This window comes from Bradyrhizobium sp. 215_C5_N1_1, from assembly GCF_052075935.1.
In the GTDB taxonomy this organism is placed as follows: domain Bacteria; phylum Pseudomonadota; class Alphaproteobacteria; order Rhizobiales; family Xanthobacteraceae; genus Bradyrhizobium; species Bradyrhizobium barranii.
The window spans coordinates 4,107,876-4,130,609 of the sequence record NZ_CP197228.1 but is presented as its reverse complement, the minus strand read 5'-3'; the positions used below and the strand labels follow the sequence as shown (position 1 = coordinate 4,130,609).

At 61.8% G+C, this 22,734-nt stretch carries 20 protein-coding genes; 7 read left to right on the top strand and 13 right to left on the bottom strand.

What is annotated here, in order from left to right:
• Positions 1 to 12 precede the first annotated feature (12 nt).
• The 3 genes from AB7G19_RS19885 to AB7G19_RS19875 form a co-directional block, all read right to left on the bottom strand.
• Positions 13 to 573 (bottom strand): papain-like cysteine protease family protein, encoded by a 561-nt coding sequence (locus AB7G19_RS19885; protein ID WP_071913450.1) that lies wholly within the window; start codon positions 571 to 573, stop codon positions 13 to 15.
• Between the two features lie 113 nt (positions 574 to 686).
• Positions 687 to 1,541 (bottom strand): phosphatase PAP2 family protein, encoded by an 855-nt coding sequence (locus tag AB7G19_RS19880; protein WP_283016662.1) that lies wholly within the window; start codon positions 1,539 to 1,541, stop codon positions 687 to 689.
• A gap of 49 nt (positions 1,542 to 1,590) precedes the next feature.
• Positions 1,591 to 3,468 carry an adenylate/guanylate cyclase domain-containing protein gene (locus tag AB7G19_RS19875; protein ID WP_135213824.1) on the bottom strand — a complete coding sequence of 626 codons (1,878 nt, stop codon included), beginning with the start codon at positions 3,466 to 3,468 and terminating at the stop codon, positions 1,591 to 1,593.
• Positions 3,469 to 4,134: 666 nt separating this feature from the next.
• On the opposite strand from AB7G19_RS19875, the gene AB7G19_RS19870 reads away from it, so the two are divergent.
• Positions 4,135 to 5,436 carry an MFS transporter gene (locus tag AB7G19_RS19870; RefSeq protein ID WP_283016663.1) on the top strand — a complete coding sequence of 434 codons (1,302 nt, stop codon included), beginning with the start codon at positions 4,135 to 4,137 and terminating at the stop codon, positions 5,434 to 5,436.
• 8 nt (positions 5,437 to 5,444) lie between these two features.
• On the opposite strand, the gene AB7G19_RS19865 is transcribed toward AB7G19_RS19870, so the two are convergent.
• A complete protein-coding gene (locus AB7G19_RS19865) occupies positions 5,445 to 6,083 on the bottom strand; it encodes an HD domain-containing protein (protein ID WP_166341989.1) in 639 nt (212 codons plus the stop codon).
• A 50-nt stretch (positions 6,084 to 6,133) separates the two neighbouring features.
• Positions 6,134 to 6,595 carry a carboxymuconolactone decarboxylase family protein gene (locus AB7G19_RS19860; protein WP_259257335.1) on the bottom strand — a complete coding sequence of 154 codons (462 nt, stop codon included), beginning with the start codon at positions 6,593 to 6,595 and terminating at the stop codon, positions 6,134 to 6,136.
• 109 nt (positions 6,596 to 6,704) lie between these two features.
• Here AB7G19_RS19860 and pdxR point away from each other — a divergent pair, with 109 nt between their 5' ends.
• Positions 6,705 to 8,114 (top strand): MocR-like pyridoxine biosynthesis transcription factor PdxR, encoded by a 1,410-nt coding sequence (pdxR, locus tag AB7G19_RS19855; RefSeq protein ID WP_441268022.1) that lies wholly within the window; start codon positions 6,705 to 6,707, stop codon positions 8,112 to 8,114.
• Positions 8,115 to 8,252: 138 nt separating this feature from the next.
• Positions 8,253 to 9,524, top strand: a complete 1,272-nt coding sequence (locus tag AB7G19_RS19850) for a hypothetical protein (RefSeq protein WP_283016665.1) — start codon at positions 8,253 to 8,255, stop codon at positions 9,522 to 9,524.
• Positions 9,525 to 9,575: 51 nt separating this feature from the next.
• Here the strand turns inward: AB7G19_RS19850 and AB7G19_RS19845 are convergent, their stop codons facing one another.
• Positions 9,576 to 11,189 (bottom strand): winged helix-turn-helix domain-containing tetratricopeptide repeat protein, encoded by a 1,614-nt coding sequence (locus AB7G19_RS19845; protein ID WP_283016666.1) that lies wholly within the window; start codon positions 11,187 to 11,189, stop codon positions 9,576 to 9,578.
• A 287-nt stretch (positions 11,190 to 11,476) separates the two neighbouring features.
• Here AB7G19_RS19845 and AB7G19_RS19840 point away from each other — a divergent pair, with 287 nt between their 5' ends.
• On the top strand, positions 11,477 to 12,478 hold the full coding sequence (locus tag AB7G19_RS19840; RefSeq protein ID WP_283016667.1) for a Bug family tripartite tricarboxylate transporter substrate binding protein: 1,002 nt from the start codon (positions 11,477 to 11,479) through the stop codon (positions 12,476 to 12,478).
• A 327-nt stretch (positions 12,479 to 12,805) separates the two neighbouring features.
• Here the strand turns inward: AB7G19_RS19840 and AB7G19_RS19835 are convergent, their stop codons facing one another.
• The 4 genes from AB7G19_RS19835 to AB7G19_RS19820 form a co-directional block, all read right to left on the bottom strand.
• Positions 12,806 to 13,399, bottom strand: coding sequence for a DUF6647 family protein (locus AB7G19_RS19835; protein WP_441268021.1), 594 nt, complete (start codon positions 13,397 to 13,399; stop codon positions 12,806 to 12,808).
• A gap of 330 nt (positions 13,400 to 13,729) precedes the next feature.
• Positions 13,730 to 14,245: a hypothetical protein gene (locus AB7G19_RS19830; RefSeq protein WP_283016669.1), complete on the bottom strand. Its 516-nt coding sequence runs from the start codon at positions 14,243 to 14,245 to the stop codon at positions 13,730 to 13,732.
• Between the two features lie 61 nt (positions 14,246 to 14,306).
• Entirely contained in the window at positions 14,307 to 14,768 is a 462-nt protein-coding gene (locus AB7G19_RS19825; protein ID WP_283016670.1) for a YybH family protein, read from the bottom strand.
• A 194-nt stretch (positions 14,769 to 14,962) separates the two neighbouring features.
• Complete coding sequence (locus tag AB7G19_RS19820) at positions 14,963 to 15,628, bottom strand: hypothetical protein (RefSeq protein ID WP_283016671.1); 666 nt, start codon at positions 15,626 to 15,628, stop codon at positions 14,963 to 14,965.
• Between the two features lie 982 nt (positions 15,629 to 16,610).
• On the opposite strand from AB7G19_RS19820, the gene AB7G19_RS19815 reads away from it, so the two are divergent.
• Both AB7G19_RS19815 and AB7G19_RS19810 read left to right on the top strand, forming a co-directional pair.
• Complete coding sequence (locus AB7G19_RS19815; RefSeq protein WP_283016672.1) at positions 16,611 to 18,044, top strand: DUF1254 domain-containing protein; 1,434 nt, start codon at positions 16,611 to 16,613, stop codon at positions 18,042 to 18,044.
• Positions 18,045 to 18,250: 206 nt separating this feature from the next.
• Positions 18,251 to 18,550, top strand: a complete 300-nt coding sequence (locus AB7G19_RS19810) for a hypothetical protein (protein ID WP_063983013.1) — start codon at positions 18,251 to 18,253, stop codon at positions 18,548 to 18,550.
• An 83-nt stretch (positions 18,551 to 18,633) separates the two neighbouring features.
• Here the strand turns inward: AB7G19_RS19810 and AB7G19_RS19805 are convergent, their stop codons facing one another.
• A complete protein-coding gene (locus tag AB7G19_RS19805; RefSeq protein ID WP_283016673.1) occupies positions 18,634 to 19,413 on the bottom strand; it encodes a helix-turn-helix transcriptional regulator in 780 nt (259 codons plus the stop codon).
• Positions 19,414 to 19,522: 109 nt separating this feature from the next.
• Between AB7G19_RS19805 and AB7G19_RS19800 the strand changes: the two genes are divergently transcribed.
• Complete coding sequence (locus AB7G19_RS19800; RefSeq protein WP_283016674.1) at positions 19,523 to 20,602, top strand: zinc-binding alcohol dehydrogenase family protein; 1,080 nt, start codon at positions 19,523 to 19,525, stop codon at positions 20,600 to 20,602.
• A gap of 130 nt (positions 20,603 to 20,732) precedes the next feature.
• On the opposite strand, the gene AB7G19_RS19795 is transcribed toward AB7G19_RS19800, so the two are convergent.
• Together AB7G19_RS19795 and AB7G19_RS19790 are read right to left on the bottom strand one after the other, a co-directional pair.
• Positions 20,733 to 21,437 carry an ABC transporter ATP-binding protein gene (locus tag AB7G19_RS19795; RefSeq protein ID WP_028153958.1) on the bottom strand — a complete coding sequence of 235 codons (705 nt, stop codon included), beginning with the start codon at positions 21,435 to 21,437 and terminating at the stop codon, positions 20,733 to 20,735.
• Positions 21,438 to 21,444: 7 nt separating this feature from the next.
• Positions 21,445 to 22,725 (bottom strand): lipoprotein-releasing ABC transporter permease subunit, encoded by a 1,281-nt coding sequence (locus tag AB7G19_RS19790; RefSeq protein WP_014494909.1) that lies wholly within the window; start codon positions 22,723 to 22,725, stop codon positions 21,445 to 21,447.
• Positions 22,726 to 22,734: the final 9 nt, after the last annotated feature.

The following is a 22,734-nucleotide window of genomic DNA, read 5'->3' as shown; positions in this document are numbered from 1 at the left end:
GGTGGCGAGGTTCTAGACCGGGGCCTTGGTGAAGTAAGTGTCCGTCCAGACACCTTTGGCGTCCTGATAGTTTGAGCAAAATCGATCAAACTGGATCTCCGGTGTTAGGCCGAAAAGGGGATCCTCGATGACCAGGCTGTCGGTATCCTCCAGATATCCGACGATCGCGACGAAGTGCGCCGGTCCCTCCTCATCTTCGTCTCCCGACCAGACCGTGCGAACACAAATGGGTCGCCCTGCACTGATCTCCTGCTGCACCTCCATTCGTGTCGCTCGTTGGTCGAGGGCCAACACGGCGAGGCAGCGGACTCGGTTGAGCGGTGATCCGAGAGAATGCGTCACATCGAATTCCAGGCCCGGCGTGCCGCAAGGGAAATCACAGCAATCATGCCGGTTCAATTCAAGGTCGGCGATGCGGCACTGCGTGAAAGTACTGGTCTCGTCGTAATAGCGCGAGATGCTGGAAGCGACGGCTGCCCAGCACCAATTGATGTGACACTGATGTTGCATCGTGAAATCTGGCGCCAACTGAATCCGTGTCCTTTCGATGACGGAAATTTCTTCCACACCCATTGCAATACCTCGTGGTTGAGATCGATTGGTCCAACTTCAATTCCTTGTGGCCGTGCGGAGCGCATCCTTGCAAAATCCAAGGATGCGATCTCGGCTGCGGCATTAGGCACTGTTCAATGCTCTTGTTTTGCCGCCTCGGTCACCGCATGGAAGGTGCTGCATTGCTGGAGGTACGGAAACACGGCTTCAGCAATGGCCTTCCCGGCAGCCGTGTCACTCGGGTAGTGGACGCCAGCGATCTCGCGATTCTTCCCGATCCGCGCGGCCAGCGCCCTCAGTGCACTCTTCGCACCGGGGATAATCTCTCCCAGCGCCAGTGCCATCAGGTGACTCTCCAGCGAATGTCCGCTCGGATAGGAGGCGTGCCAGGGCGACGCGACCATCGGGAAAAGCGCCGGACACACCTGTTGCGGCCGACCGCGATTGAACCTGAGCTTGTAGTAGACGGCGACCATCAGCCCAACATGATCGGCCATCTCCAGAATCTTGATCGTATTTGGATGCGCCGACGGCGAAAGCATGAGGACCTGCGCAAAATAGCCGACAAGCCTCACGTCCTGATCGACGATCTCATCTGCCAACCTCTTGCGACGATCCATCGACGCCCCAAGCAGTTCATCGATCTCGCCGAAAATCACATCGTGATCCGTTGGCGGGCCGGCGACAGTGATGGTTTGCCAATCGGTCTTGGCAAATTCGAGCAATGCGATCTGGGCAAAAAAGTCAGGGCGCCAGGCAGACAGCGGGAATGTCGCCCCGTAATTCAAGCTACCGGGCAGGACTCCGACGAAACTCTCGAAGATCGGGAAAGGACGCGGGGGAATTCCACCACCAACGTAACCGCCGCTGACTGCGCCGTTTCCGCCACCACCGCCGCCTCCGCCACCGCCGCCGCCGCCGCCGCCGCCACCGCCACCGCCGCCGCCACCGCCACCGCCGCCACCGCCTCCTCCTGCAACACCAGGCATTGTGCTCTCCATCGAGGGGCTAATAATTTGAACCGGGCTCCTGGCCCCATCAATCCGGCAACCCAGCTGCTCCTAATCGCTCGACATACAAAGACCCCTGGGGCTCCTTGAACGGACAACGGCGCGCATAGTCCGATACTCTGAAGCCGGGCAGGATGTTCTTATGGTGCTGCGAAACCTGCCGCGCTTCCTCCAGGCGACCAACCGCGACGAGGCTTGCGGCGAGGACGCGCGCGGCGTTTCCAAAACGCGGGCTGAGGGTCAAAGACTTCTTCGACCAGCGAATGGCATCGTCAAACGTTCCGTTCAGATAATGATTTTGGCCGAGCAGGCAGAAATTGAAAAAGGCCTGTTGGCCAAGTGGTGAAAGCCGGATGGCGCGCTCCGCACGGGCAATTCCTGTTGAAGCATCGCCGATGAACCCGGGGGTCCCGCTCCCGAACACCCATGCCCACGAATTGCTGGGGGATATGGCAAGAGCCCGCTCACACAGGTCCAATCCGCTGTCGTAGTCACGAAAGAACATGCTCTTGCCGTGCCCCTGTATCGCGAGCGCGAGAGCATTTTGCGGGTCTCTTTCGATGGCACAATTGGACAGCCGGATCACGTCGGCCGAATCCGCATCGAAATCCGACGACCACCCCTCCGCGATCTTGAAATTGTGCCACTTCGCAGCGAACGCGTACGGCGCCGCGTATTCGGGGTCTTCCTCGCTGGCTTTCTCGAGCAGCCCTTTGGCGCGCGAGAAGCTCGCGAAATCGAATTTGTAGAGCAGCTCAAGCGCCCGCAGGAGATAGTCATACGCATTGAGGCTCTTCGGCGGCTTTCGCAGCGCCCGCTTGATCTCCGCGCGACGCACATAGGCGGCGATCTTCTCAACGACACCAATGGCGATCTCGTCCTGGACTTCGAAAACGTCCGCGAGGTCCGTGTCGTATTTCTCGGCCCACACCACGGAGCCAGTCGCTACATCGACCAGCTCAACCGAAAACCGGAATCGCTTGCCCGATCGGCGAACGTGACCGCTGACGTAATAGCGAACGCCAAGCTTCTCGCCGATTTCGACGGGATCGATCTCGCGCTGACGAAACGGCATCGTCGACCCGCGAGACACCACCAGAAGCTCCTGAATATTACTCAGGCTGACAATGATGTCTTCGACGAAGCCTTCGGCAAAATAGCTGTCGTCGACCTCCGAAGAGCTGTTCGCAAACGGAAGAACGGCGATCGAGGGCAGTTTGGTTCGTCTCGAGGATTTGGTGGAAGCGCCGATCACCGTGCGGCGGTCCACTCCCGGCGAGAGCAGGAGAAAGGCATGAACCGGCCGCGACAGGTTCTTGAGATGAAGCTCACCCAGGTCGTCAAACTTGAATTCGCTCAGATCGGCGACTACTCGCAAAAGGGCCGACGACACCACAACGCCGCCCGCGGGAGCGACAGACTGCAAGCGTGCTGCGATATTGACGCCATGGCCGTAGACATCGTTCAGATCAAAGATGACAGGCTCCCAATGGACGCCGATGCGAAAGGCTATGCGGCGCTCGGGAGGTTGCAAGGTTTCAAGCCCGGTGACTTCACGCTGCAACTCGGAGGCACAGCGAAGGGCATCGAGCGGGCTCTCGAACACCGCGACGAAGCCGTCGCCGGTGTTCTTCACGATCTCGCCTCGTCGACCGATCAAGGCGGGATCGATGACGCTCACGCGAAGAGCCCGATAGCGACTATGCGTCTCGACCTCAGCAGCTTCCATAAGTCTGGTATAGCTGACGACGTCCGCCACGAGGACGGCGCGGAAAGGTCTTTCGAATTCGAGGATCGTACCGACTTGGGAATTAAAGTCCTGTTCGGCAGCACCAACCAACCTCGCACCACTGTCGTTGGCGGTGTTCGGCGACGACGGGGGGACGCTCGTAGGCTCCGACTTCATTGATCCCTCAGCGGCGAATAAAGCCTCTTGCCGAGCAGAGTCTCGTCGTTGAACCAATCTGCAACACGCTAAACGCAATTCGGTTGAGGCGCTACCAAAATCACCCGAATGGCTTGGAGCGGCAGCGCCACAACAAGTCGCGGCGGAGAGTAAAAGGGGTTCTTCGGATTACCTCATCTTGGCGATGAGCGGCTCGCACTGGAATAAGGCACCCAATCAATGCACTCTACCTTTCGAATTCCTTTTGAATTCCTTATGTATTCCTTTTGAATTTCGACAGCATTCGCGAATTTCCACTTGCGCCGGGCCCCGACATGGAAGCCCTCGCGCCGGGCGCGATGGCAAAAGGTCGCGCCGACCGCTTCAACCGCCAATACACTTTGCTGCAGCTATGCAACTGTTTTGCCCTCAGGCGTGTCGACCCCATCTGTAGAGTGGATAGCGAAGGTCGCGGGAAGGCCGAAGCGCACCGATGAGGCCACAGGCCTCATGCGCGACGCGTCCAGATGGCGCCACACTTAAATCGGGACGCTGATATGCGGCATGCCTTGCATCGCGCCTCCGATGTTGACGCGGGCTGGTGCGGGTTTAAGTACGACGACAAATCTTGCAGGGGTGGCGACGTTCGCTGGGCTGATTCCCGTTGACGCCACCAATGCAGGACACATGACGACCTCGCCTCACGCGACCTCGCCCCGCGCCTCAGCGCCCCCTCACCTCGCCATCGTCCTGTTCTCGCTCGCGATGGGTGGCTTTGCGATCGGAACCACCGAATTCGCATCGATGAGCTTGCTGCCGTTCTTCGCTGCCGACCTCGGGATCGACGAGCCGACCGCGGGGCACGCGATCAGTGCCTACGCGCTCGGCGTGGTGCTGGGCGCGCCGCTGATCGCCGTGCTTGGCGCGCGGTTCGCCCGGCGCACCCAGTTGCTGGCCCTGATGGCCGTGTTCGCGCTCGGCAACGCGCTCACCGCGCTCGCGCCGGGCTTCGGCTGGATGATCGCGGCGCGATTTCTGTCGGGATTGCCGCATGGTGCCTATTTCGGCATCGCCGCGCTGGTCGCGGCCTCGCTCGTTCCGCAGCACCGCCGTTCGCAGGCGATCGGCCAGGTGATGCTCGGCCTGACCTCTGCCACGATCATCGGCGTGCCCCTGGCCAATCTGATCGGCCAGGCGGTCGGCTGGCGCGCGAGTTTTGGCTTCGTGTCGGTGCTGGCGTTGATCACGGTCGTGCTGTGCGCCCTGTTCGCGCCGCGCGATGCGGCCGGCCGGTCCGACCCGCTGCGCGAGCTCGGTGCGCTCCGAAACGGCCGCATCTGGATCACGCTGGCGATCGGCGCCATCGGCTTTGGCGGCATGTTCGCCGTCTATACATATCTCGCGACGACGCTGATCGAGGTCACCAAGGTCAGCACCGCGGTCATCCCGTTCTTCCTCGCCGTGTTCGGCATCGGCGCCACGCTCGGCAATCTGTTCGTGCCGCGCTTTGCCGACCGTGCCTTGATGCCGACGGCAGGCGTCATCCTGCTGTTCGCCGCGGTCGCGCTGCTGCTGTTTCCGCTTGCCGCCGGCAATCCCTGGCTGCTCGCGGCCGACGTCTTCGCGATCGGCGCCAGCGTCTCGCTCGGCGCCGTCCTGCAGACGCGGCTGATGGACGTCGCGGGAGACGCGCAGGCGCTCGCTGCTGCGCTGAACCATTCGGCGTTCAACACCGCCAATGCTCTCGGCCCGTTCCTGGGTGGCATCGCCATTCGCGAGGGGCTCGGCTGGACCTCCACCGGCCCGGTCGGCGCCGTGCTCGCACTGCTCGGCTTCCTGATCTGGATCGTCGCCTGGCGCGACGCCAGGTCTGTACCGGTCGCGGTCACCGCGAGCAGGCACGCCGCTCCGCCGGCGAACGCGCCCGCGCGCGCGGCGCCGCCGCTGGCGCCGGATCACCGCAGCCGCGCGAGCGACCCGGTGGCTTGAGCGGCAGCTCAGCTTTGCCAGGGCGTGTTGCGGATGCGCGTACACACGTTTGGCTTGTGGAAGCTGGGATCGTGATCCTGGATATAGTCGAAATTGACGGTCCCGAATGTCGTCTGCGGCTTCTTCAGCGCTGAGCAGGTCTGCACCTTCAGAAACTCGTTCTTGAAATCGCCGCGCGGGAACGCAGCGATCACCTGATCGCGCTGCTCCGGCGTGTACTCGTCATATCCAACGGCCCCGACGTCCACCACAACTCCTGCCCTCGTGAGGGCGATTTCCGGTCTCATATATTCCGGAATACCGGGTGTGGTGTGCAGCGCAATCGCCTCCCAGACCAGATCGGCCTGCGGCTCGGCGATGCCGCGTGCCCGGAGAAAGTCCCGCGCGGCGTCGGCACCGTCGACCTCAAATCGCTTTGTTTCGGTGTGGTAGTGATCGACCAGGCCGAGGTCGTGAAACAGCGCCGCGACATAAAGCAACTCGGAATCGAATTTCAGCTTCTGACGCAGCCCCTTCATCGCGCCGAACACGTAGACGCGGACCGAATGGTTGAACAGCATCTCGTCTTCGTAGCTGCGCACCAGCTCGGCGGCCTCGCGCGCCAGCTTGCTGTCGGGAATTTTCACGCCGGAAATCACGCTCGTCATTTTCTAACTCCTGCCTTGCATTGACGTCGGCCGATGCCGTTCGTGGCCCGTCAGGCTGTCTTCTCGACGGCGGCCTGCGGCGTCTTACGGAAGCTGATCGCCATACGATTATACGTGTTCATCAGGCCGATCGCGATGGTGAGATCGACGAGTTCGCGCTCCTCGAAGACCCCGCGCGCGGCTTCATAGGCCTGATCCGGCACGCCGGTATCCGCGACGCGGGTCACCGTTTCGGCCCATGCGAGGGCGGCGCGCTCGCGCGCGTCGAACAGATTGCCGGCTTCCTCCCACGCCTGCAGCAGAGCGAGCTTTTCGATCTTCACCCCGCTCTTGAGCAGATCGCGCATATGCATGTCGAGGCAGTAGGCGCAGTTGTTGATCTGGGATACGCGCAGATAGACGAGGTTGATCAACCCCGCAGGAAGATTGCTCTGCATGATGTAGCCGTACACGCCGCCCAGCGCTTTCACACCCGCCGGCGCGATACGGTCGTAGTCGAGACGCCCTGTCATTGTCCTGCTCCTTGATGATCAATGCCCGGCCCTTGTCTCCGCCATAAATGGCCCTGCCCTGGTCCACAAAAAAGCACCAAGAATGCACGAAAATCGTGTACCAAGGGGCATGACCAAACCGCTGCGGCTCGAACTGGATCGATCTGCGAAGACGCCGCTGGCCGAGCAGATCCATGGGGGCATCAGGGCCGCCATCGAGAACGGCGTGCTCGCACCCGGAGCGCGCCTGCCCTCCTGGCAGGATCTGGCAGCCCAGCTTGGCGTCGCGCGGGGCACTGTGCGCGCGGCGTATGAAAAGCTGTCCTCCGCCCAACTGATTGTCGCGTCACGCGCGACCGGCACGCATGTCGCGGATCGGCCGTCCTTTCCCGTTCGCAAGGACAAAGCCCCGGCTCCCGGCTCGTTCATGGAGATGTACCAGGAGCTCACGGCGGGGCCGGCAATTTTCCAGATGGGCGTGCCTGCGCAAGAGACCTTTCCTGCGACGCTGCTCTCAAGGATGCGCGCGCAGGCGGTTCGCGCCGAAATGAGCGCGCCGGCGATCTATCCGGATCCGCGCGGCGAGCTCGACTTGCGGCGCGAGATCGCAGCCTACCTTGCGCTGGCGCGCGGGATCGCGTGCGCGCCGTCGCAGATCATCATCACCAGTGGTTTCAGCGGCGGCCTCGGATTGGCGCTCCGTGTCCTCGGCCCCGAGCCAAAGACGAAGGTCTGGGTGGAGAATCCGGGCTTTCCCTTCACGCGGCACGGTCTCGCGCTTGCAAGACTGTCGATCGCGCCGATCCCGGTCGACGCTGACGGCATCGATGTCGATTACGGCGTGAAACATGCTCCCGACGCGGCGCTGGTTGTCGTGACGCCCGGACAGCAGGCGCCACTCGGATCCACATTGTCGCTGAGGAGGCGTTCGCGCCTGCTCGACTGGGCCACCCGACGCAAGGCGTGGGTGATCGAGGATGACTATCTCAGCGAGCTTCAGCTCAAGGGCCGGGCCACGCCGGCGCTTGCCTCGCTCGATCGCGCGGGCCGCGTCATCCACATCGGCTCTTTCAGCAAGACCGTGACCCCTGCCTTGCGGCTCGGCTTTGTCGTTGCACCGGCGGCTCTGGCGGCGCGATTTGCCGAAGCCGCGGCTTGCCTCGCACCGGCGCCCGGGCCCGCGGTGCAGCTCGCGACCGCCGATTTCATGAGCGAGGGCCATTATCTGCGGCATCTCCGGCGCACGAAGCGGGTCTACGCCGCGCAAGGCGATGCATTGCTGAAACAGCTTCGGACGCGCACCGCGAACGTTGCGCTTGCCGGATTGGCAGCGGTCCTGCGGCTGCCGGATGGAGCGCCCGATCTCGCCATCGCCAGGGAAGCGGCATCGTTCGGACTGGCGCCTACCCCGCTGTCGCTGTGGTATGCGTCAACGGCTTCGGCGCGCCCCGGTCTGTTGCTGGGTATCGCCACATCTCCGCAAAAGCGGATCGAGGCTTCCTGCGAGAGGCTCTTCGAAATCATCGATCGTCTGACGTGACGAACGCTGTATTTCGAGACAGCACGATGTGCCGCCCGGCCGAATAAACGCGGGCCGGCATGCCACCGAAAGTTGTAAGCGCGCCGATCATCATGTAACATCGACGTCTATCCTCACCGCGCGTGGCCCAGTCGTTACATGCTTGCCCGTATTTTGTTTCTCGTGGCCATGCTGCTTCCATGCGCGCTGCATGCCGAGGAAACGCCGGCCGAAAATCCCGGATTTGCGCATAGGCTGACGATCTATCTTGCCAAGGGGGCACCGGACGCGTGCGGGCCGGGCTGCGACCGCTGGATCGCCATCGAGGGCGAGATCGATGGGGACGCAAGCCAGCGCATTCGCCGCTTCCTGGCCGGCGTCAAGGACACCCAGCGTCCGATCTACCTTCATTCGCCCGGCAAGAACGTGGAGCAGTCCTACGTCATCGGCCGGCTGCTGCGCAGTCGCAAGGCGGTCGCGCGGGTCGGTCGGACGATCGCGACGGCGTGCGCCGCCGGCACACAGGTGGACGCCGCATGCCTGAAGACCAAGGCCGCAGGCGGCGAGGTCGAGGCGGAGCTCACGACCTACCATGCGATGTGCAACTCGGCCTGCGGTTACCTGTTTCTCGGCGCGACATCACGCGAGGTCGCTCCCGACGCCGCCCTGGCGGTCCATAACTCCAGGCTGGTCCTCGTCTTTCACGGGCATCCGGCGCCGCAGGCGGTCGCGGAATACAGGCAGCGCCGGATCGCGAACGCCGACCGCGACCGCGCTGCGTTCATCGCGGCGATGGGGATCAGCCGCGCGCTCGACGGTCTCATCCGTATCGTGAAGTTCGAAAACCTACATATGCTGACGCGAGCCGAGCTCTATCGTTTCGGAATCGACACGCGACCGTTTGCCGAAGGGATGTGGAGGCTGGAGAAGGCAACGCGGCCGTTCATCAGCAAGATCGCGGTGATGAAGAAGGAAAGCGGCTCTTCGTTCCGGACGATGGAGTGGCGCATGTTTTGCGAAACCAGGAATCGCGTGCCGCTGCTGTTCGCGGGCGAGATCGACGAGGCGAGCGTCGGCAAAAGTACGATCATGATGACGGCGGACTCCGACAAGGACCAGGAGGCCGGCGGGTTTCCGGTGCGAGCCGCGAAGTACGAGATGTGGAGCGGCAGCATCGACCCTGACATGGTCAAGGCGATCATCGCGTCCCGCTCCCTCCATGTCCGGCGGACCACGCCGATGCCGGACGAAAAGGTGGACGTCGCGAAATTCGACATCGACCTGACGGGCCTGGCGTCGATGCGGACGCAGCTTGCGGCGGCGTGCTCGTCGGTCGACGCCAAGCCGAAAGGTCCCTGGCCGGCAAGCCCTTGGCCAGCAACTCCGCTGCCGAACGTCACCGCGCCGCCCTCGGCCGTGCCGTCGCCGTAAGCGCAGGAGCGCCCGATCCTTGTTGGGCGCGCACCGGCAACCTCCTGCCGTTCATCCCTCCGGCACCCCGGCCATGCGCATGCCCTCATACACACGCTCGCGCCCGGCGAGATAAGCCGGATGGTCGCTCGTCACGCGGCCCCGGTAGCGGCGGAGAGTGAAGGTCGGATTGAGCACAAGGCCGGCCTGTGCGGCGGCCCGCGCCTCGTCCGGTGAGCCGAGCAGCGACAGCGCAGCGGCGAGATAGTAATGCGGGAGGGGATGATTTCGGTTGGCCTCGATGCTCCGGCGCAGCCAGGCAACCGCTTCCACGTCGGCGCCGAGAAACAATTTGGCGAGACCGACAAACATGAACCACCGGTAGGCGTAGGAATCGCGAGGAGAGAGGCGAAGCGCCTCGCGGATATGGGCCTCGGTCTCGCTACTGCGACCGAGAAAAAACTTGGCGAGACCGATGAAGGCATGAGCGTCGGCCAAATTGTGATCCAGTGCCAACGCCCGCTCGCATTCAGCGATGGCTCGGGCCGGGTTGCTAAATGATTGGACCAGACCCAGGATGCTACGGGCCCGAGCATGGTTTGGCGCAAGGGACAGAGCCTTGGTTGAGGCTGCCTCGGCCGCCGCCAAGTGCGCTTTCCAGTCGTCGGTGACAAGATTGGCCCCAAGCGCCGCTTCAACCCGCGCCGAGCCGACCAGCGCCTCGATATTGTCGGGATCGAGTGCCAGGGCGCGGTCGAAAAAGGCCTGCGCTTGCGTCATGTATTGCGGGGTCGTCCCATTGTTCTCGTAAGCCCAGCCCTGGAAATACAGGTCCATTGCATCGGGATGGGTTGAACGTTCCGCTCGCCGCGCTTCAACCTGAATGAGCTGGGCATTTAGCGTGTTTGCGAGCCGCGATACGATCTCGTCCTGCATGTCGAACAGGTCGGCGACGGGTTTCTCGAACCTCTCGGCCCATAGGTGATTGCCGGTTTCGGCATCGATCAGCTGAACATTCACCCGAAGCCGATTGCCGCCTCGTTGCACGGAACCTTCGAGCACATAGCGGACTTTCAACTCGCGTCCGACTTGCTTTACATCGACGGCTTTGCCTTTGAAGGTGAAAGCGGTGTTACGCGCGATCACGAATGAGCCACTGATGCGCGAAAGGTCCGTGGTCAGGCTGTCGGTCACGCCATCAACGAAATAGTCCTGCTCGGGATCGCCTCCGAAGTTCGCGAACGGCAGTACGACGATGGAAAGGCGTGGCGCAGGAATCGACATCGCAACTGTCGCGGCATCGGACCGATCTGGATCAGCGGTACCCTGAAACTGTTCACCAGAATCGGCTGTGGGCGCCGCGTCTGCGGACCTCTGCACTTCCTGCACCGTTCCAACGAAACGGAAGCCCTTGCGCTGCAGGGTTTTGATGAGACGCTGTTTTTCGCCGGAATCGCCAATCACACTCCGAGCGACGTTCAGCCGCGTCGTCAGTGCCGCATCGGACACGACACGGCCGTTCCAGATGGTCTTGATGAGGTCGTCCTTGCTTACGACCCGTTCCCTGTTGCGGATCAGGTAGTCGAGCAGGTCGAACACCTGCGGCGCAACCGAGACCACGTGCGCCCCGCGGTAAAGCTCGCGAAGGTCGGTGTCGAATGCGTACTCGTCGAAGAGATACCGCAAGCTGGCAATTCCCTGGGTGGCTTTCCCCCGTCGAACTCTCGCGCCGGTTGCAGCGCAAGAATAAGCCGGCGGTGAAGAGAATGTAAGCAGAATGTCAAGAGCGCCCGCCCATGGCCTGCTACCATCCTCGGGACGGCACAATTTGCTCAGGAAGCAATCCATGAGCACGACCAACGGCTTGCCGTACCGCGCAGCAGTGCCCCGAGCAGCGGCTCAGGATTCAACGTAGGGCCGTCCGCTTGAAGGACTGGCAGCAACGCCACGACGCGCGTCCTCGGAATACAAACATGATGGAGACCGTGATGGCATTGAAGATCACGCGCCGCGCCTTCATCGCAACCGGCGCAGCCACCATCGCTTTGTCGTATCATGATAGCGGGTGGACGCAGACCTGGCCCTCCCGGCCGATCAAGATTGTTTGCGCCTATCCCGCCGGCGGACTTGCGGACACCCTCGCGCGCGTCTACGGCGAATACCTCTCCCAGAAGCTCGGCCAGCCGGTGATAGTTGAGAATAAGGCGGGTGCCAGCGGTTCGATCGCTGCAGCAGCCGTGAAGCAATCGCCACCGGACGGTTACACGTTACTCCTCGCCATCACCGCAACTCTGGTGCAAAGCCGCGTGCTATTTAAGACTTTGCCATACGACGCCGACAAGGACTTCGCGCTCATTTCCAGCATGTCGGCAGGATATCTGCCATTGGTCGCCTATAAGGCGACCAACGCCACCAATTTAAAGGAGTTCGTCGAATACGCCCGCAGGAACGTGACCAACGTCGGGACCTTCGGCGCAGGCTCCTACCCTCATATCGTCGTTGCAGAGCTCAACAAGCAGTACGGGCTGCAGATGAAAGCCGTGCACTACCGCGGCGAAGCGCCGATGTGGCAGGACCTCGCGGCCGGCGTGCTCCAGGCGGCGATGGGGAGTTACGCCAATGCCGTCAACGCGCTGGAATCCGGAGTTGGGAGGGCAATCGCCGTGCAGACGAGGACGCGGAGCAGAAAGCTTCCCGACGTTCCCACATTCTTCGAGCAGGGTGCCGAGTCCGAGCTCTTTGCTATGACCGGTTACGTCTTTCTTGCCGGTCCCATCGGCATGCCGCAGGACATCGTGGAGCGTGTTTCCGGCCTGATGGTAGAAGCTGGCAAGACCGACAAGATACAGAAGCTGCTCGACTCGTACGGCATCGATGAGTCCGCTCAAGGACATGTCGCGTTCAGAAAGCTGTACGACAGCGAAACGCCTCCTTTGTTGGCTGCCGTGAAGGCATTGGGGCTGACGCCTGAATAGCGTGCGGATGCCGGCGCCCGTCCGCCTTGCAGATCGCCGCGGGCCACGAGCGGACCTGTGCGCCACCGGCTGAATGGATGAACCCGTCACCTCAAGAGAACTCAGGGAACAAGCACCGCTGGCATTAGTCCTGTCGGCAGCGGTACAAACTGATTCTGCTGCCCCCGAGCCATCGCCAGGATCGCCAATGCAATTGCGAGGACCGCCAAGAGTCTGGCCATCAATCAAATCCGCTGAAGATCTTGTTGGTACGTACGAGATGAGCTTGGCTTTGCGCTCCTTTGGAAAGGCAACCGTTCGACAGCGACTTGGATCGACCGGTCACACTCAATACATGCATGCTGAAGTAATCAGCACCGTGAACATGTCGACGTCGAACTCGATCTCCAGGCTAAGCCCGAACCGCTCCAGCCATTTATCCTGAGCCAGGTAGGCCAACTTCTCTCGCGCCTGTGGGCAGACAAATTTGAGCCCTCCAACATTCTGAAGGTGATGGACCATTTCGTGTACCAGGACCGATTGATCGGCTGGCGAAGTGCCGCCCCAATCATCAGGAAGCAGGATCGTTCTCGTCTCGTTGTCGTAAAGTGCAACGACCTCGCGCTGAGCTAGTTGCCCATCGCTTTCCATGAAGCCTTGCGAAGAAGTACGGTCCCTTGCACGCAACCTCGCAAGCTCCATCTTCGACGCAAATTCAACGACGGGACGCTGCTTGATGGCAGGCAGGTCGAAATTCGATGAGAGCCAAGTCACAATGTCATCCAACAGGGCTTCCGCAAGTTGAGCTGCATCAGAATGCAACGAAACCGAACGCGACTCGGCGGACGCGCCGCGCTCCAAAGCATATTCGCAATCGGCTTTAGAGGATGTGGCTAACGTTAGGGAGGCTATCGCCGCGACCAAGAGGAATTGCTTGAACATGACCCTCTCCTCAGAGGCTGTCCGAAAAAGACACTCTTCAAAAAATCAGTCGGCAATTGAATGGCTGGAACATAGCATTCGCCTGGCCATGTCGTTGTGAACCCATTCACACCCAAAGAACTCACAACGCCGCCGGTCACCGAACATGCGGGCGAGCGGCGTGCCTCGTACTTCACCGGGACACCGGCCGGCCGTTCAGCAGACGACGGAACCACGTCGCTAGGGCGTGGTAGCGGACGTGGGCGCCGGGCAAACCGTTCAGAAGACGTTGCTGCCTTCGGCATCCCGAACTGCAGCAATCGAGGCCGTTCGCGGCTGCTGGAAACGAACCTAGTTCGTCTTGACGAACTTGTACGTCCCCTTCTTGTGGCCAATGACCTGACTGATGCCATCGAAGTTGCTCTTGAGAGGGTCGATGGTGACGACGAGCGCGGCCTGGAGACCTTCGAATTTGCCGGTCCCACCCGTTATGTTGCAATTGTTGGGGGATGCGGGCATCCAGTCGCATTGCTCGAACAACTGGTCGCCGTCCTTGTCGACGTAAGTACAGAACCCGCGAATTTCGGCGGTCTTCGCAGACGGATCCGTCAGGCGGCTGAGCTGACAACGTCCACCCATGTTGTTGAGTACAGGATTTCCCGCCTCGTTTGAGGCTGCCATGGCTTGGTTCATGACAGCAAATTCTCTGCCGCCGCCGATCGCCATCGGCTTGGGAGCAGGAATCGGCGTCGCGGTGAATATGACCGAGACGGGGCCCTCCGGCGGCATGCTCTGAGCCTGGACACTCGTCGTTGCCAGAACCGATGCGACTGAAAGCAATGCGAGGCTTGCGTGCAAAATGGCCATCGTTGACTCCCTTTGAGGTGGCGCAGAGAACGATTGCGGGCAGAGCAGGCTATGCCTTGAGTTATTTTGCGGCCTGCTGCGGCTGGGGCGGCGGCGGTTTGGGGACCGACGTGAGCATGCGAATCTTCCATTGCCCGTCTTCACGAACATCGAGAGCGGTCCAAACAACGGTGAAGTCTATAGGAGCGCCTGTCTCGCTGTTGCCGGTAATGCGAGATTCGCCGGTGACCAGAGCCATGCTTTCTGACAATGACTGAACCTCGGTCGTCTTGACCTCGAGGCGACTAACTCCCGCCTTGAAAGCGTTCTCATAGTATCTGGCATTGTCCACGACGCCGTCTTCCGTCACACGCATATAGTTCTTGGTGTAAAGCGAAGTAATCCCGGCAGCGTCCTTGTTGCTGAAGTACTGCTCGTATGCTGAACCTATCTTTCCAAGTTCTTCCTTGAGATTTTGATCTGACGCAGTCGCAGGAATTGCCGATAGTAACAGCGAGATACAAACAGCTCCGAATCCGCGCATGATGTCACTCCCTACTGTTGACGCCGCTCCAGACGAGACTTGAGACGAGGCCTGCCTCCATCCCCGTGAACTCCCGACGCCGCTGCACTTGAGCCGGCAGCCTCGTTGTTCTCCATGGACAGGAAGTCTCCCTTGATCTGACGCAAGGAATTTTTCTCCGCAGTCAGCGCTGCTCGAAACTTGGTTGTTCGTCTTCATGGTGGCAGCAGAGCGGCCGCGATTCCGCCGCTAAGGTCAGGCGGCCGCACGAAAAGAAAACGGGAGGTCGCCGGTATTTCAGCGTCATCTCGGCCGTCCTGGCCGATCAGGATCAATCCGGCTCCGCCATTTGCCACGTTGAGAACCACGGGCTCTCCGCTCCACGTCTTGATCGGCTGCATTCCCACGATGAGGAATTCACCCATGGGCTGATCGAGATATTGAAGGCGCAATTGCGGACCGACCTCCGCTGCCGCAAGTTCAAAGCCAAGTTGCCGGGCCCGCGCGTAAACGACGGCCAGAGGCACGCTATCGGTTTTAAAGCCGAGCTGGACCGCGGATACCGCCAAAAGCTCCACGTCCATCTTGTTAGAACTGACGGTAAATGCCGGTCGAGCGAGAACTTCCGCGGCCAACCCGCCGATATTGCAACCCACGGCATCCAATGCATTGCGCAACGCGAAGGAGTTGCCAAAAGTGCCGACCGCAATCGTCTTCCAAGTCGGAACGTCGCGGGCGGACCCGATGAGTTTTTGCGGCAAATCAACTGCACGAACTTTGCCGAGTTTCAGTTGATTCTGTAACACGTCGCGCGCCGAGCATTGTCCCCACGCCCTGGGCGCGAACTGAAACAAGGAAGCGGCACAGAGCAATGCAACCATCAAGCAATGGCTGCCCCACCTCGCGTTCAGATGGTGATGTGGTGCGGCACGATCCGCGTGGCTTGTCAGTATGCACATGTCGAAGATCGACTTACTGCAAAATTCAACTGAAAAAAGCCCGCCTCCGAGTCAATGGGAAGAACGGAGGCCAATGAAAAACATCGTCCGACCGCACTCAAAAGGGGGGCCGGAGGCGGGACACGATTGGCTCAACTATTCCAACTTCAAATAAACGGGCGGCGGTCCGTAAGCCCGATCGCCCGCCGCATCAAACCGAAACGGAATGACGTGCTCAAACGTAGCACCACGAGTCCCTCGGTACAATCAGCAACTCCGCCCACCAGCGTGCATTGCGATCACTCGATCGCGCTTCGCCGCGAACACCACTCTGAGGCCGCAGTCGTTTGTCATAGGTCACAAGCCGCGACTGTTCGCCGCAAGCTCATCGGCGACAATCGCGCGATCGCGCCATCGCGCGTCCGTCGGCCGCGCCCTCGCCCGCATCGCCACTCCGTATTTCACCGGGCAACGTGACGATCCCTGTGCCTATCACAATCGACCGCGCGCAGACGCCGGAGTATTCATCGAGCTATTCTCGGCAGATGGGCTCACATCGTCAGCGTCCGACCTCAAGACGATGAATCATCGGATGAAGAGCTGCTCCATTTCGAGCACACGAGGTTGCAATCCAATGACGATCCGGCGCTGAATCTCGTCATCTAAACGCCGGTCTCGGGCGTCGGCTCAAGATCGCCTGGCGTCCGCTTTTGAGGGCCAAGCGGAGCGCAGCGATTCGTCAGAGCAACGCCGCTCGTGACCCGTCGGCGGACGTCCCTTGATCTAGATCAACCAGAACGCGGGGCTTCGCCGCTTAGCTGGCTCATCCTCCTTTGCCTGAGTTGGAAGGAGATAGGAAAACACCCGCAGTGGGGCACTACATCGCCCCACTCGGCCAATGCAGCGAATTTTCAGGAGTACCCTTATGCAAAAGCATCTGTTGTCGCTTGCTGCGATCCTGTCGGGTTTGAGTCTCATCGTATCGACATCGACCCCGAGCGCCGCTCAATCGATTTCTGCGGAAGAGGCACAAGCGATCGCTGCAGAGGCGTATGTTTACTTCTATCCGCTTGTGACGATGGACCTGACGCGCAAGCAGCTCATCAATTCCGATCCCAAAACTGCGGCAATAGGCGGCCCTCCCAACACGTTCGACAATATCCAGGCCTACCCGACCGCAGACATGAAGGCGGTGGTGCGGCCCAATTTCGACACGCTGTATTCGAGCGCCTGGCTCGACCTAACCCGCGAACCCATGGTCGTTTCGGTTCCTGATACCGGTGGCCGCTACTACCTGCTGCCGATGCTCGACATGTGGACCGATGTGTTCGCGTCGCCGGGATGGCGTACGACAGGCACCAAGGCAGCGAATTTCCTGGTCGTGCCGCCGGGCTGGAACGGAAACGTGCCGGCGGGCTTCGCGCGTATCGACGCGCCGACGCCTTATGTCTGGATCATCGGCCGCACCAAGACCGATGGTCCTGCCGACTATGCTGCGGTTCACGAGGTACAGAAGGGGTACAAGATCACACCGCTATCTGGATGGGGTAAGCCCCCGGTCGCCGTGACACAGACCATCGATCCCAACGTTGACGTCAAGACGCCGCCGAAGCTGCAAGTCGACACGATGGCAGGCGATAAGTTTTTTGCCTATGCGGCGGAGCTATCCAAAGTCCACCCGCCACACATCACAGATGAGCCGATCATCGCGCGCATGGCGCGGATAGGTCTCGAACCGGGCAAGAACTTCGATATGACCAAAGCCGATGCCACGGTACGGAAAGCTATCGAGGATGCGCCGGCTCAGGCGCAAAAACTGATGGCATGGAAAATCCCAACGCTGGCACGCGTCGCAAATCACTGGTCCATGAACACGGACACGATGGGCGTTTACGGGAACTACTACTTGAAGCGCGCGATCGTCGCGCAGCTCGGACTCGGCGCTAATCTGCCGGAGGACGCGATCTACCCGAACAGTGTTGGCGATGAAAACGGCAAGCCGCTCGACGGCGCAAACAAATACATCGTCCGCTTTGCCAAGGACGCGGTGCCGCCGGTCGAGGCATTCTGGTCAATCACCCTGTATGACGATGAAGGCTTCCAGGTTGCCAATCCACTCAATCGCTTTGCGGTGAGCAGCTGGATGCCGTTCAAGCGCGACGCCGACGGATCGCTCACGCTCTACGTCCAGAATGACAATCCGGGCGGCGATCGCGAAGCCAACTGGCTGCCCGCGCACAAAAGCCCGTTCAACCTCACCATGCGTCTTTATGCGCCAAAGTCGGAGGCATTGACCGGCGTGTGGAATCCACCCGCCATCAAGCGGGTCGATAGTGAAACCGTTGGCCGGCAGCAATGACAATGCCAAGGGAGCCCGGCTGGGCAAGGCACGCGCGGCGCATTTAAAGCGCCCGAGAAGGGGCAGAGTTGATTCCGCTCGCGAAGCCTGAACCAGGATCACGCCGCCGAAGACGAACCTTCATCGAGATCGAACGGGAGGTTCGCTCCTCAAACGTCGCTCGATACATGCCTCTTGGACAGTTTACACAGCTATGGAGGTAGCCCATGCCGATCGTTCAATTTACTCGCTTCAAAACCGACAAGGTCGAGGAAACGGTCCAGATCATCCGGCAGGCGAAGAAAATCTTTGAAAAACACGGTGCCGAGTTTCTTCGGCTCTCCCGTTTCCACACCGGTCACTGGGCAGGAGAGTTGCTGGTTACGACGCGCTACTCCAATTGGGAAGTCTACGGCAAGGTGCAGGAGGCCGTGGCAAAGGACCCGGAGTTCGCGCAGCTGCAGGCTGATGGAATGAAGATTGCCGAACTGCAGGGCCGCAACATCGCCGTCAGCATCGATCTCTAGTCGGGGCGCCGCCCCGCAAACCACAATAAGCGCGGAGGCCGCCGGACATATGCCGGTGGCCTTCCCGATCTGATGACTGCGTTCTACGCCCCGACCGGCGTATAGATCACGAGCTTCAGCGCGGGATCGTCGTTGGCCTGAAAACTCGTGTGCTCGAAATGGAGCACGCCCAGAGTTGGATGAGACATCGTCTTGAGGCCCGAGGCGGTGCTGCGTATCTCGTGGGCTTCCCACCATTTGACGAATTCCGGGCTGCCCTGCCGCAGCCGTGTCAGCAACTCCGCAAAGGCGGGATCGCCGGCCCAGACGTCGTGGGTGGCGCGAAACATCGCGACCATGCGCTTGGCGACCTCCGCCCAGCCCGCGCCGTAAGCCTTGCGCGTCTGCTTGTTGGTCATCATCAGGAGCATCGTGTTGCGATCCTCCTCCGGCAACCGGCCGAACGCAAAGACCTGCTCGGCGGCCTCGTTCCAGGCCAGCACGTCCCAGCGCCGCCCGGTGATATAGGCCGGATGCGGCAGGCTCTCGATCAGCCGCAGGATCGGCGGCGGCACGATCTCGCGCGTGAAGGTGCGCCTGTCGCCGTCGCGCGCCAGGGCCTTCAGGTGCGCGTGCTCGGTCTTGCTGAGGCGAAGTGCGCGCGCCAACGCATCGACGGTGGTGATCGAGGGGCTGACGGTGCGGCCCTGCTCGAGACGGATGTACCAGTCGACACCGATGCCGGCGAGCTGGGCGACCTCCTCGCGGCGCAGGCCCGCGGTGCGCCGGCGGCTGCCCGTGGGAAGACCGACCGTCTTCGGCGTCAGCTTTTCGCGGCGGGACCGCAGGAAGTCGCCGAATTCGATGCGGCGCGGGTCGGCCATGATGTTGTGCTCCGATAGAGGGCCTTTGTAATACTAGGATAATACCAGGCCTTCCTGACCTTTCCAGGGCGGCGCATATGCCTTTTCACCCTACTTTGAGGTGAACATCATGAAAGCTGCAATACTCAAATCCTTCGGATCGCCGCTGGTGATCGAGAATGTGCCGGAGCCGGTGCTCGGCACCGGCGAGGTCATCGTCGACGTCGTCGCCACGCGCGTCCTGTCCTACATGAACGAGGTTTTCAGCGGCGAACGAAACTACGCGCTCGACCTGCCGATCATCCCGGGTCCCGGCGGCATCGGCCGGGTGCGCGCGATCGGCCCGGACGCGACCAAGCTCGCCGTTGGCGACTGGGTGTTCTGCGACCCGACGGTGCGTTCGCGCGATGACATCGTGGCGCCCGATATCGCCCTGCAAGGGCTCACGGCCGCCGGCCCCGGCGGTATGCGTCTGCAACGGCATTTTCGCCACGGCTCCTATGCCGAGCGGATGCGCGTGCCGACCGAGAATGTGAAGCGGCTTGGCGCGATCACGTCCGCGGAAGCCACGCAATGGTGCGCGCTGGGCACGCTGCTGGTGCCCTATGGCGGCTTCCTCGCCGCCAACCTTCAGCCCGGCGAGACCGTGCTGGTAAGCGGCGCCACCGGCAATTTCGGCAGCGCGGCCGTCTCGGTCGCGCTTGCGATGGGCGCGGCCTGCGTGGTCGCGCCCGGTCGCAACGACAGGATTTTGGCCGACCTCGTCCGCCGCTTCGGCGATCGGGTGAAGCCGGTGAAACTCACCGGCAACGAGAGCGACGACTGCGAAAGCATGAAGCGCGCCGCACCGGGGCCGATCGATTGCGTGTTCGACATCATGCCGCCCTCGGTCAGCACGACCGTCGTACGCGCGGCGATCATGACGGTACGCGCTTACGGCCGCGTCGTGCTGATGGGCGGCGTCGGCATGGCGGGCGGCGCGGGCCTCGATCTGCCCTACCCCTGGATCATGCGCAACTGCATCAGCATCCACGGCGTCTGGATGTATCCGCCGGATGCAGCGAGCCGCCTGATCGCACTGGTGCGCGCGGGATTGTTGCGGCTCGACGAATACGCGACGACGGATTTCGACCTCGACCACGTCAACGAGGCGGTGGAACACGCCGCGGCCAATGCGGGACCGTTCAAATTGACGGTGATCAGGCCGTAACGGCCCCTCCGCTGCGGCGATGCGCCGTCGCAGCCGATAGGTCCGACATGTCAAATGGCTGAAAGGCGTCACCCCGATCGCAGCCGGCCCGGGCCGGCTACTGTGCATGGGGTTATTTTCGCAGTTTTTATTATTCGAGCTCGACGACCTGGCCGTTCGACAGCGACACGCGCCGGTCCATGCGGCCGGCGAGCTCCATGTTGTGGGTCGCGATCAGCATGGAGACCTTGGTCGCCTTGACCAGCTGCATCAGGGCCTGGAAGACGTGATCGGCCGTGTGCGGATCGAGGTTGCCGGTCGGCTCGTCCGCGAACAGCACGCGCGGCGCGTTGGCGACCGCGCGCGCAATCGCGACGCGCTGCTGCTCGCCGCCCGACAGTTCCGCGGGCCGATGGGTGATGCGGTCGCCGAGGCCGAGATAGCCAAGGATCTCCTTGGCGCGCTTGACGCTCTCCGACTTCTTCAGGCCGCGGATCATCTGCGGCATCATCACGTTCTCGAGCGCCGAGAACTCCGGCAGCAGCCGGTGCGACTGGTAGACGAAGCCGATATCGGTGCGGCGGAGCTGGGTACGCTCGATGTCGGGCAGCTGCGAGGTCGGCGCGCCGTTGACGTAGACCTCGCCGGAATCGGGCGCCTCAAGCAGCCCTGCGATGTGCAGCAACGTCGATTTGCCCGAGCCCGACGGTGCGACCAGCGCCACCGATTGCCCGGCCCACAGCGCGAGCTTGGCGTTGTCGAGGATCGTCAGCGGCACCTCGCCCTGCAAGTACTGCCGCTTTATCTCGTGGAGATAAATGACCGGTACATCTTCCGCCCCCTGCTGGCTCTCCATCAGCCCCTCACTCGTACCGCAGCGCTTCGACGGGATCGAGGCGCGCGGCGCGCCACGACGGGTACAGCGTCGCAAGGAACGACAGCGTCAGCGCCATGATGACGACCGCCGTGGTCTCGCCGACGTCGATCTCGGCGGGCAGCTTCGACAGGAAGTAGAGCTCCGGCGAGAACAGCTCGGTGCTGGTCAGCCAGGACAGGAATTGCCTGATGGACTCGATGTTGAGGCAGATCACGAGGCCGACAAAGAAGCCGACCAGCGTCCCGACCACGCCGATCGAGGCGCCCGTGATCAGGAAGACGCGCATGATCGAGCCTTGCGAGGCGCCCATCGTGCGCAGGATCGCGATGTCGCTGCCCTTGTCCTTCACCAGCATGATCAGGCCGGAGACGATGTTGAGCGCGGCGACCAGCACGATCATGGTCAGGATCAGGAACATCACGTTGCGCTCGACCTGGAGCGCGTTGAAGAAGGTCGAGTTGCGCTGCCGCCAGTCGACCAGGAACACCGGCCGGCCCGCGGCCTCCGTCACCGCCTTGCGGAAGGCGTCGATCTTGTCGGGGTTGGTGGTGAACACCTCGATCGAGGTGACGTCGTTGCTGCGGTTGAAATAGGCCTGAGCTTCAGCCAGAGGCATGAACACGAAGCCGAGATCGTATTCGGACATGCCGATCTCGAACACCGCCACGATCTTGTAGGGTTTTATGCGCGGCGTCGTGCCCATCGGGGTGACCGCGCCCTTCGGCGCCACCAGCGTCACGCTGTCGCCGGCATGCAACGAGAGCTGGTCGGCCAGGCGCCGGCCGATCGCGACCCCCTGCCCGTCGTCAAAGCCCTCGAGCGAGCCCTGCTTGATGTTCTTGGCGATCGAGGTGAGGTTGTTGAGGTCGTCGGAGCGGATGCCGCGCACCAGGACGCCCGAGGCGTTCCACGGCGAGGACGCCAGCGCCTGGCCGTCGACCACGGGCGCTGCCAGCCGGATGCCCTGGACCTGGCTGAGGCGGTCGGCGACGTCCTTCCAGTCGGTCAGCGGCGATTCCAGCGGCTGCACCAGGATGTGGCCGTTGAGGCCCAAAATCTTGTCGAGCAGCTCTTTGCGGAAGCCGTTCATGACCGCCATGACGATGATCAGCGTCGCCACGCCGAGCATGATGCCGAGGAAGGAGAACCCGGCGATGACCGAGATGAATCCCTCCTTGCGGCGCGCCCGCAGATAGCGCGCCGACAGCATCCACTCGAATGGCGCAAAAGGCGCGGTTTGCTTGGTCTCGGTCATGGTCTCATCCATCGCTCGATA